This is a genomic window from Simkaniaceae bacterium (assembly GCA_021734805.1).
Lineage (GTDB): Bacteria > Chlamydiota > Chlamydiia > Chlamydiales > JACRBE01 > Amphritriteisimkania.
Window position 1 is genome coordinate 1 of the sequence record JAIPIG010000045.1, and the last position, 10,440, is coordinate 10,440.

A 10,440-nucleotide genomic window follows, 5' to 3' on the forward strand; every position below is an offset into this window, starting at 1 on the left:
TTGTGTTAAGTGTGTTATACCACACTTAATCTTTTAATTTTTCTTGAGATAATAATGATCTTTCAAGAGAACAAAAAAATGAGGCCTAAACCCCACTTTTATTCTAAAAGCTCTTTGGCTTTTTGTTTTTATCTTCTTTATTGTCGAAGATGCACACTAATGTACGAAATCAGCTAATTTTAAGCAAATTCAATTTGCATTTTTTTCATTTTTCATAGAGAAAAATTTTGTTTTTTTTATTTTTCCCCCAAATATTGGGCTTTAAGATTTACCCCATTTTTGCGGCAAATTTTAATTTTAATTCTTTCCATCTCAGACACATCTACTGTATTATGTTTGCCAATATCCCTCATCCATACGGAGTTTTTATGCTAGCAATTACCTCTCTTTATCATCGCTCTCTTCAGTGGGTCGGCCTAAAGGCGCCCCTTGAATCTCCGATTCCCCATTTAAATGACATTATTAAAGACCTCGCGCTATCGCTTCCGGAAACGCATGATGAGTGGGCCTCGATTAAAAAGCACCTGATCGATCATTTAAGAGATGATCAACTTTCTGATTTGATTGAAGATCCAAAATGGATTGAAAATGCGCAACACCTACTCCCCGCAGGGAAAACTCTTGAAACGTTTCTGAGTCCATTTGAAGCGATCTCGAACTGTAAAACTCCGGTAATGGAGAGGACATATTATGAATATCTCGCCCAGAAACTCCCGCTAACGCTTCTTTCCAAACTCGTTGCCTTTGCTGCTTTATCTGTATTAATGGCTTTTAATATCGATCTTGACCATCCTCCCCGCTCATCTTGGCAAGCGCAAAATCAACTCGTATTTTTTAATACATTGATTACAAGTGCCCTCGACTATATTAAAATGGTAACGGATTATCTTACATCGCCGACGATGCGTTATTTAGCACTTACGGCAAGCGCTACAGCGGTCTATCTCGCTTATCGTTTATTGAACCTCGTCCTTGAACTATTTCCCCAAGAACTCCCCTTTAGCGACAACTTATCCCTCAAGGCAAAGCACAATAATTTACGCCAACCCGAAATATGCGGACGAGAGAACGAACTCAATGAAATCATCCGCACACTCAGCGCCGAAACAAAAACAATGCGCAAACCCATTTTCTTAGTGGGACCGACAGGAAGTGGTAAAACAGCGCTCGTAGAAGGGTTAGCTCAAGCGATTGCCAGAGGCAATGTCCCCGATCAACTCAAAGGTAAAACCGTTTGCCTGATTAACTCTGCTAAAATTGCCGGATCAAGCTATTCATGGTCTGAAACAAGATCTATGTCGATGCCGCCACTCGATCGCCTTTTTGCCGATCTTGAGGGAAAAGAAGAGGATGTCATCCTTTTCTTTGATGAAATTCAAGCCGCAAAAGTCGGCAAAGGAACGGTCACCACAGCGAATCTACTGCAAACTTTGAAATCAAAATCGGATGGAGGACAACTCAACCTTATGATTGCCACAACCGATAAAGAATACCGCGAACAAATGGCCCATGACATCGCTTTCTTTGGCCGCTTCCATACCATCTTTGTCAATGAACTCAAAGGGCCGGCTCTGATCTCTTTTTTACTAGAGCGCTACCGCAAACTCCCTCTGAGTCGAGCAGCCATTGAAAAAGCCGTTGAACTCCTCAGCAAAGATGAGACGCGCACAACGGCGTTCCCTCGCGCTGCAATTCAACTTTTGGACTATGTAGCATCGGAGCTTAACTTTTCAGGTGATCCTGAAATGCATAAACAACTTGAAGAGCTCAATTCAGAAAAATCTTTAGCTGAGCGCATATTGAAAACACAAATCGCAAGAGATCCCACGCTGTCAGATATGACCCAACTCGAAAGAATTCAACGCCTCACAGGGCTCATTCACACTCTCGAAACATCACTATCTCAAAAAAGAAACGATTTCGATTATTTATGGCAACTCAAAAATCGCGTTATCGCTCTTCAAGACAGTTTATTTGACCTGTCTGAAAAAGCAATCCAAGAAAAAAATACGGCTCAAAAAACAAAGCTGATTGGGCAAATGATCTTAACACACCAAGTGGCTCTACCTGCACTTCGTCGCATTCTTCGACAAGAAAAGTTCAAGTATGAGGTCACATATGAATCATTATTTGTCGAGGAGATTTCATCCGAAACGGTTGAGCATCTTTTTCACCATATGCGAGAACAGCGCTTAAAAGCCCTTCCCGGTAAATCTTCACAAGATTCCATCGGGACTTCTGTTGAACTTGCCGATGATGATCTGCCATAGCTCTATCCGAAAATCAGCTGATAGCAAAAAGCTCCGAAGATCCCCCCGAAAAGCGGCCCGAAAAGGGGGACCCATGCATAGTGCCATTGTGATTTTTCAAAAGAATAAATCAGTGAGTGGGCAAGCCGCGGCGCTAAATCACGTGCCGGATTGATCGCATAACCGGTAGGACCGCCTAATGAGAGGCCAATACTGAAAACAACAATGCCTATTAAGCCGGGCGCTATGCCACACGATAGACTGTTGTGCTGATTAATAATCCCCAAAACGGCGAAGAGCAAAACAAAGGTGCCGATACACTCGGTTAGGAAATTAACCACAGGTTGATGCACGGCCGGTTGTGTGCAGAAACTCATCCGTTTGAACTCCTCACTCTTTTCGATTTGGTAATGGGAATAATAGGTGACATAGACAAGCAATGCGCCAATAAATCCCCCTATAAATTGCCCACCAAGATAAAAAGGAACCAGAGACCATGACGTCTTATGAATGACGGCAAAAGCTATTGTCACAGCCGGATTAATATGCGCATCGCTCACCCAGCCACAAACATAAACGGCAAGGGCAACGGCAAGCCCCCATCCGGTGGCAATGACAATCCATCCGCCGCCTTTCCCCTTGCTCCCCTTTAAGAGCACATTTGCAACGCAGCCATTCCCCAGTAAAACGAGAAGTAAGGTCCCAATACACTCGGCAAGAAAAATTTTCATCTACTCATCACTCACTTCATAGAGATTAAATTTATCATCACCGAAATTGGTGACGACTAAGTATTTTTCATCACTAGATACAGTCATTCCATGAGGAAAACTTAAAGCGGCCTCTTTTCCATTGATTGTTTGCAGACACTCCCCAATTTTTCCCAATGTTGGATCAAAAGAATACAACGTTATCGTATCATTGCCTTGATTGGACAAAATAATTTCCGAATCATGATGAATCAGCGCTAAATCCTCAGGATAAAAAGGTCCCGAAAACTTTTTAATATCACTGACCTCCAGTATTTTCCCTCTATCTGAATCAAATCGGAAGACAACCATCGCATTTTCCGGGGCATTTGTCTGATGTCCGACACAAAATGCATAACAAACAATGAGGTAGCGTTGATTACGCGTAAAAATAATTCCCTTAGGTTTCATCATTGGGAATTGCGCCGCTTTTTTATCAACAAATTTTACCTGCACTCGATCACCGGTTTGGTCCATTTTGTAGAGTGTAACTTGTTGTTTGTTTTCCCAGCCCGCCGTTGCGAGATATTTCCCGTCATGACTAAAGCGAACACCATGGACAAACGATCCGGCTCGTATCCGCATGATTGGTTTGGGACTTACTTTGTGAGATTTTAAATCAATGGCATATAAATTAGTTTCCGGAGAAGCTCCGCTATTTGTAATGGCCAAATACTTTCCGTCCGGAGAAGCGGCTAAATTGGTCGGCTCACAAAATTGGGCCCCATCCGAGTTTGTAAATTCTTGAATGCAGCGAAATGTTTTTTCATCACGATTGAATTCATACACTGAGACTTTTTTCCCAAATAAATTCAGCACAGCCAAGTAATTTCCATGGAACCATGTTGCACCGGTACACGTTGCATATCTGGCCCTACGACTAACAACAATTGGATAAAAATTGGATTTCCTCGCTAATATGGAATTTGGCGTATAATGAGATGAAATCAATTTAAGAGAAGTGTCTGAGGATAGAAAAGAAAAAAAACTTAACGTCATTCCCAGACAAAATATTATCTTACTACTCATGTTTTCCCTATGCTGAATAAAAATAAATGGTCTTATTTGTGTAATGTATGACTTTTCTCTTTAGAAGTATATTTTTTTTCCTGAGCCATCTATTTGCGCTTTTTTTATGCGCGCAGAATGACTCAAATCATTTCACCCCGTCTTCGCAACCGATTACTGTTTTTGGTTCCGGATATGTGGGATTAATCACCAGTGGAATTTTAGCTCAAGAAGGCCACCGAGTCACATGCATGGACATAAAAAAAGAGCGGATTATTGCGTTGAGAAATCAACAAACTCCCTTATACGAGCCGGGCCTAGATCTCCTTCTTTTTCAATATCCGATTGTCTTCACGGATCATATTGCCGATATTCCCGACTCAAGTATCGTCTATATATGCACCGGAACACCGCCCGATGCGCAGGGTTATTGTGATATTAGCTCAATCTATCAAGTGATTGATGCCCTGAATACAGCCAATAAAACCCCCTCCTTAATTTGTATTAAAAGCACCATCGCCCCCGGTACCATGTCAACATTGAAGCAGTATCTAAATGGAACACAATTGAAAACGACCGCATTGGTTTACAATCCTGAATTCATGCGAGAAGGATCTGCCCTACAAGATATTTATAACACCAATCCCATTGTCATTGGGGGAGAATCCCCTGAGGCCATTGCAAAAATTGAATCCTTATACCAGCAGTTTTTAGTCAAATATCCCACGATACGTGTCATTAAAACAAACCATGAAACGGCAGAACTGATCAAATACGGATGGAATGGCTTTTCAGCGCTTCGCATCACATTTTTCAATGAGTTAAATCATTTATGCCAACACTTCTCAGCCGATATGTCCCAAGTGATTGAAGGGATTGCAGAAAGCGAGGTTTTATTGCCTACAAAAAATATCAAACCGGGTTGTGGTTTTGGTGGATCATGCCTTCCGAAAGATGTCGAAGGCCTATCTAAAACATTTGAGAATTATGGGTTAAAAAGCACCTTGATGCATCAAACCCTCTTTTCGAATCAGCAACATATACAATCGATTGCCAATAGGGTCATTGAATCGCTGGCCAACACCCATTTTGAGTCCCCAACCGTTGCTATTCTTGGCCTTACTTTTAAAGCCAATACCGATGATATTCGCAATGCCCCCTCCATCACAATTATCCAAAGACTCATGGACCAAGGTTACCATATCCACGTGTATGATCCCTATGCAAATTTCATCATGAAATCGCATTTTCCAACACTGACTTATTTCACCTCACCCTATGAAGCTATAGATAATGCCGATTGTATTCTCATTCTCACAGAGTGGCCCCAAATTAAAGAGCTTTCACTCAAAAAAATCGCATCCCTTGTAAAATCAAAAAAAATCATAGACCCTAAAGGTCTTTTTAATCGTAAGGAAGCTAAACTTTTGGGCTATCACATCATATGAATCCATTACTCCTTTTACTCTGTTTTATCTTGCATTGTGGGCTACACGCTTTAACACAACATGGCTATGACCCTCAACTTTCGCATTATGCTCTCAAAAATAGACAGAAAGAAGGTGTAGCGATCGTTGCTTTTAATCGCCCCCACTATTTTAAACAGCTCCTCGCTTCTATCGAAGAAACAAGTGAGTCCCAAGAACTCCCCTTTTTCTTTTTTCTTGATGGAGGACCGGATGCCAAACAACAAGAGAATATCGATTTAATTTCACAGGCAAATATTGCGACTAAGCACATCATCATCCGCCCCGTTAATTATGGTATCCCTAAAAATCACATCGATGCCAAACGCTTTATGTTTGATTGGTGTCACTTTGAAAGTGCCTATATTTTTGAAGAAGATGTGAAAATCAGCTCATCTTATTTTAAAACATTGAAACATCTGCGCGAATGGGCAAACAAAAAATATGATAACATAGGTACTATTCAATTATGGAATGAGCAGATCATCAAATACCGCCAAAAAACAAAAAACCGCGCCCTTATTCAGGAGACAACCCCTTTTTATAGCCTTGTTGCCTATTGTTTAGATAGATCGGTATGGGAGCGCATTTCTCCCCTTTTGTACGAATATGAGAGGCGATTTATCGATCCTTTAGTGGGTGTAGATAAATTCAGAATCGATCGCTCTAAACCGGGGATTGGGATATTTGGCGATCAAGTCCGATCTTGGCTGATCGAGAAATTTAATGACTACCGAAAACGGCCTCCATTGTTTTCTCCCCATCGCACACTTCCATCAAAGTTAAATTTTGAAGACTATGCCATTTATTGTACGAATCAAGACACTGTGACTTGCCTTTCTCTTTGGCTAACCGGCCATATTCGACTCCAATCTGTCGCAACCCGGGTTATTCATATCGGACAGGTCGGATTCATGAATCCATCCTGGCCGAGCCACAAAAAATTATTTTTACACCAGTTTAGAAACGATTCTCAACTCACCGAATTTATTTTTCGATAAGAAACCCCCTTTCAGGTATAATCTTCTCTTTTTAGACTATATGCAGAAGAAATGATACACTCTAAATTAACGCTTCTAGAGGAAGCTCCTATAAAACCGCTTCTTTACCCCCTTTCCCTCTCTTTTAATGAGTGGAAAGAGTGGTGCGCCCGCATTCAGGCTCCCTCCTTCGTAGCGAATCAAATCATCAGCTGGATCTATCAAAAAGAAATTTTATCCCCCCATGAGATGATGAACCTCTCTGCTGCGGTGCGCCGGCAACTCCTCGAAGATTTTTGTTGGGATCTCTTCGCTATTGAGGCCCATTTAAAATCGAAAGACGGTTCACATAAACTACTGCTTAAAACAAGCGATTCACACCTCATTGAAATGGTGATCATGCCCTACGAGAATCGCTCAACGCTTTGCCTGAGTAGCCAAGTGGGGTGTAAAATGGGATGCACGTTCTGCCAAACGGGCAAAATGGGGCTCAAGCGCCATCTCACCTCAGGTGAGATCCTCGGACAAATTTTTCTAGCCAACCGCCTGCTTCAACAAGCCGGCTCTGATCAAAAAATTTCTAACGTCGTTTTTATGGGCATGGGCGAGCCGCTTGACAACTACGACCACGTCGTCTCAGCATGTTCACGCATGATTGATCCTCATGGACTTAACCTCTCCAAAAATCGCGTGACGATTTCAACTTCGGGCCTCATCCCCGCTCTTGAGCGTCTCTCTCAAGATTTACCCGTGCGGCTTGCGATTTCTCTGCATTCCGCAGATGAAGAAAAACGCAGTGCGATGATGCCCGTCAATCGCAAATACCCCCTTTCGGAACTCAAAAAAACGCTCCTCAATTACCCGGCTCCTTCGCGCTACGGCATTACCTTTGAATATGTGATGATTGAAAATGAGAATGATTCGATTGCCGATGCTAAAAAACTGGTGAAATTTCTTCATGGCATCAAAGCCAAAGTGAATCTCATTCCCATCAATCACTTTCCCGGCATTGAAATGCACCCATCCGGCAGCGAGAGACTCCGCGCTTTTCAAAAACATCTCGCCGACCGCTCGATCCCGGCCCCCATTCGCTACAGCCGCGGACAAGATGTAAGCGGTGGTTGCGGCCAGCTCGCAGCTAAAGCCGAGCACGAACTCAACATGGACCCCCGCATTCTCCACAAAGAGCGGCGTCGACTTATGAATCATCCAAAAAATTGAACAAAGACCTCAGTGCACCGATTCCACTTCAATGAAATACGGGGGTCTTAAGTGACCGAAAAGAACTTTTATAACACAAGCTGTTTGTTTACAATCGTTTAAGAAAACAGAGGTTCCCTTTTATAAAACGGAGCCCTGAGCTGCAAGCTCCCCGCTTTTAAGCACAAGAGGGGGATTTGCACGCGGCCCGGGCAGATAGTGAGAGCCCGTATTCCTTAACCGTCAACAAAAGAGCTCAATGCTTTGATTTAGCAGCTAAATGGAGCGCAATGGCCCCATTGACCAATTGATTAACAAAATCCGGGACACCATCTTTAAGAAAGCGCCTCATCGTATGTGATACATTTGTATATTTATTGAACAGTTTCTTAATCTCTTTATTACGCACCATTGCAAATGGATTTACTCCTGATTGCAATAGCGCCTCAACTGTCAAAACTAAATCTTGGTTCATAGCATCGTATAAATACGAACTATCAGAGCACCCTTCTTTTGCACGTGAACGTATAAAAAGACTTGCCATCTCATCATCCTTGGCAGCGATTGCTGCATCTAAAGGGGCCCAAGCAATCTCAATAGGGGCTTGATCTAGAAGAAACTTCATGATGTTCTTTTTATCTTCGTTTGCGAAATTCTCACAAGAACAAGCGATCGCTCTAAAAATGCTGCCTAAATCATCCGAAGGGGAGGTAAAATACTCTTTATACTCTGCATACCAAAGTTTAAAAAATTCAAAGTCCCCATAACACGCTGCGCATTCTAACAGTTGAATCGCACTCTCTTTGTTTTGAATATCGATCCCTCTGGAACAGAACAGGGAAACAATCTCTTGTTTTCCATGGAGCAGTGCAAACTCAATTGGAAGATATGGCTTATCTGAAAACATCCCTTTAAGTTTGCATAATTTAGGAAAAGCCCTTACGTTGACATCTGCTCCCGCTTCCAATAATGCAACAGTCAGTTCTAAAGAAGAGGCTGCGGCTATATGTATAGGTGATTCATGGCGCCACTTCGGATCCAAGTTAGGATTGGCACCAAGCTTTAATAAATAAGCACAATTTTCAGGCGCATGTTGAGCGGCCAGTAATAGCGGATGCCTTTCAATATCCCACACCGCTAAATCATCTACAGATAATCCATATTTGACAGCTTCATCAATCAGCACCCGCCCCTGTTTGGCATCCGAGGCAGCAATCCTGAGCAATTCATGTGCCAATGCTTTTCCCAATCCCACATCATTGCATATAGCAATACGCTTTAACAGCGACTCCCAGTCATCGGGAAGATGGTATTTTTCCTTACATAATGGGGGCGTTGTTGAAATAGAAGACGCTATAATACGAGGAGCAAAGACCCCTAATCGTGGAGTAGGTACGGCAGCGCTATGTGCAATAGCACCGAATACTCTAGCACGACACATGACTCTAGACACACTTGCCATAATTCCTCCGTAGGGTAGTCTTTGCAGAGCACTATCCGGCAAGACTAAAAAAAAATCAATCGGATTTCTTCATTTCTTTATATTAATTTAACAAATCAAGTATAATTTACCCAAAAATGATTTACGGAGTATTGGAAATATGAGAGTTGCCGGAACTGTTAGAGTTTTTGAGACTGTTGAAACAATTAGAACGATTAGAACTGAGGTCACTGAAAGGACCCCCTTACGACCCCCTTCACCGGAACCTGTTTACGTTGCGATAAGGCCTTACGTTCCCTATGAGCCATCTGTTAAGGCAAGGCCTTATGTTCCTCCGAGAGAAACCACATTCTGTGAAAGAAGATGCAATGATATCCAAAGCTGCGCTGATAATACAAGCAGCGCTTTGAGATCAAGATGCTGTGTATTGACTATGTTCGTTTTATCCGGAGCGGGTATTCTCGCCGGATTAGCAACGCGCATTTTAGGAACTAATCGCGAGAATTCATGTGCGCCCTGTGAACCTAATCCTTATTCCGGCATCACAGAATGCTCAACCTGTCATGATGCAACCCAAGATTTTCTCAATGATGCCCCCACTTACTTTTGGAGTGCAGCAGGTATTCTAGGTGGTTTACCGATCGTCGGGAAAATTGTCGATACCTGTTGGAATGGGCGATGCTCTGACAACTAATCTGCATTTCTCACAAAATTGGGGAAGGGAGTTTTTTTAGTCCTTCCCTGTTTTAATAAATCGCTTAGTTTAAACATAGCTCGAGCGTCCAGGTGCAAAGATTGAGGCGGGTGGGTTACTTTAAGTAACTCACAAAGTCGAATGAAAAACCGATATGAATTTTTTAGAATAATAGAAGAGTGAAAAATTAAAATGCGGTTACCAAGATTTGAACTTGGGACCTCGACATTATCAGTGTCGCGCTCTAACCAACTGAGCTATAACCGCATTAATCTTGGCCTGACATTATTTGCGGGCTGTAAGATGGAGGCTAGGAGATTCGAACTCCTCACCTTCTGAATGCAAATCAGATGCTCTACCAAAATGAGCTAAGCCCCCGCATTTTTTGCTATCCTTACGAATTGAAAAACAACCTGAAAAGGTTGTTTAACAAAAGATAAATCAGCAGAAATCTAGAGTAATAGATTCGATATTTTATACAGCTAAAGAGAAGTGAAGAAGGATAAAGAGTTTGCTCAACCTAGAGATGAACACCTAAATGTTCATTTCATGTCCTTAAAAAGGAGGTGATCCAGCCTCACCTTCCGGTAAGGCTACCTTGTTACGACTTCATCCTAGTCATCGGCCTCACCTTAGGCGCTTCTCCCCTTGCG

The 10,440-nt window shown here is 42.3% G+C and carries 8 protein-coding genes, 2 tRNA genes and 1 rRNA gene; 5 read left to right on the plus strand and 6 right to left on the minus strand.

The features are described from left to right. The first annotated feature begins 368 nt into the window (after positions 1-368). Complete coding sequence (locus K9M07_07540; GenBank protein ID MCF7853075.1) at positions 369-2,270, plus strand: AAA family ATPase; 1,902 nt, start codon at positions 369-371, stop codon at positions 2,268-2,270. 2 nt (positions 2,271-2,272) lie between these two features. On the opposite strand, the gene K9M07_07545 is transcribed toward K9M07_07540, so the two are convergent. After that, complete coding sequence (locus K9M07_07545; GenBank protein MCF7853076.1) at positions 2,273-2,980, minus strand: aquaporin family protein; 708 nt, start codon at positions 2,978-2,980, stop codon at positions 2,273-2,275. Then, positions 2,981-4,027, minus strand: a complete 1,047-nt coding sequence (locus tag K9M07_07550) for a lactonase family protein (protein ID MCF7853077.1) — start codon at positions 4,025-4,027, stop codon at positions 2,981-2,983. Between the two features lie 47 nt (positions 4,028-4,074). Here K9M07_07550 and K9M07_07555 point away from each other — a divergent pair, with 47 nt between their 5' ends. From K9M07_07555 to rlmN, 3 genes are read left to right on the plus strand one after another with little or no spacing between them, the layout of a single operon-like run. After that, the gene (locus tag K9M07_07555; protein ID MCF7853078.1) at positions 4,075-5,454 is read left to right on the plus strand and encodes a nucleotide sugar dehydrogenase; all 1,380 of its coding nucleotides are present in this window, start codon (positions 4,075-4,077) and stop codon (positions 5,452-5,454) included. Then, the gene (locus K9M07_07560) at positions 5,451-6,473 is read left to right on the plus strand and encodes a hypothetical protein (protein ID MCF7853079.1); all 1,023 of its coding nucleotides are present in this window, start codon (positions 5,451-5,453) and stop codon (positions 6,471-6,473) included. Before K9M07_07555 ends, K9M07_07560 begins: the two co-directional genes overlap by 4 nt. A gap of 51 nt (positions 6,474-6,524) precedes the next feature. Further along, positions 6,525-7,673, plus strand: a complete 1,149-nt coding sequence (gene rlmN, locus K9M07_07565) for a 23S rRNA (adenine(2503)-C(2))-methyltransferase RlmN (GenBank protein ID MCF7853080.1) — start codon at positions 6,525-6,527, stop codon at positions 7,671-7,673. A 235-nt stretch (positions 7,674-7,908) separates the two neighbouring features. Here the strand turns inward: rlmN and K9M07_07570 are convergent, their stop codons facing one another. After that, positions 7,909-9,114, minus strand: coding sequence for a hypothetical protein (locus K9M07_07570; protein ID MCF7853081.1), 1,206 nt, complete (start codon positions 9,112-9,114; stop codon positions 7,909-7,911). 139 nt (positions 9,115-9,253) lie between these two features. Between K9M07_07570 and K9M07_07575 the strand changes: the two genes are divergently transcribed. Beyond that, entirely contained in the window at positions 9,254-9,787 is a 534-nt protein-coding gene (locus tag K9M07_07575; GenBank protein ID MCF7853082.1) for a hypothetical protein, read from the plus strand. Between the two features lie 193 nt (positions 9,788-9,980). Here K9M07_07575 and K9M07_07580 read toward each other — a convergent pair. The 3 genes from K9M07_07580 to K9M07_07590 all read right to left on the minus strand — a co-directional run. Beyond that, positions 9,981-10,054 (minus strand) — tRNA-Ile (locus K9M07_07580). Between the two features lie 37 nt (positions 10,055-10,091). Further along, positions 10,092-10,165: transfer RNA gene (locus K9M07_07585), tRNA-Ala, on the minus strand. Positions 10,166-10,346: 181 nt separating this feature from the next. Further along, positions 10,347-10,440, minus strand: a 16S ribosomal RNA gene (locus K9M07_07590); the annotation flags it as partial.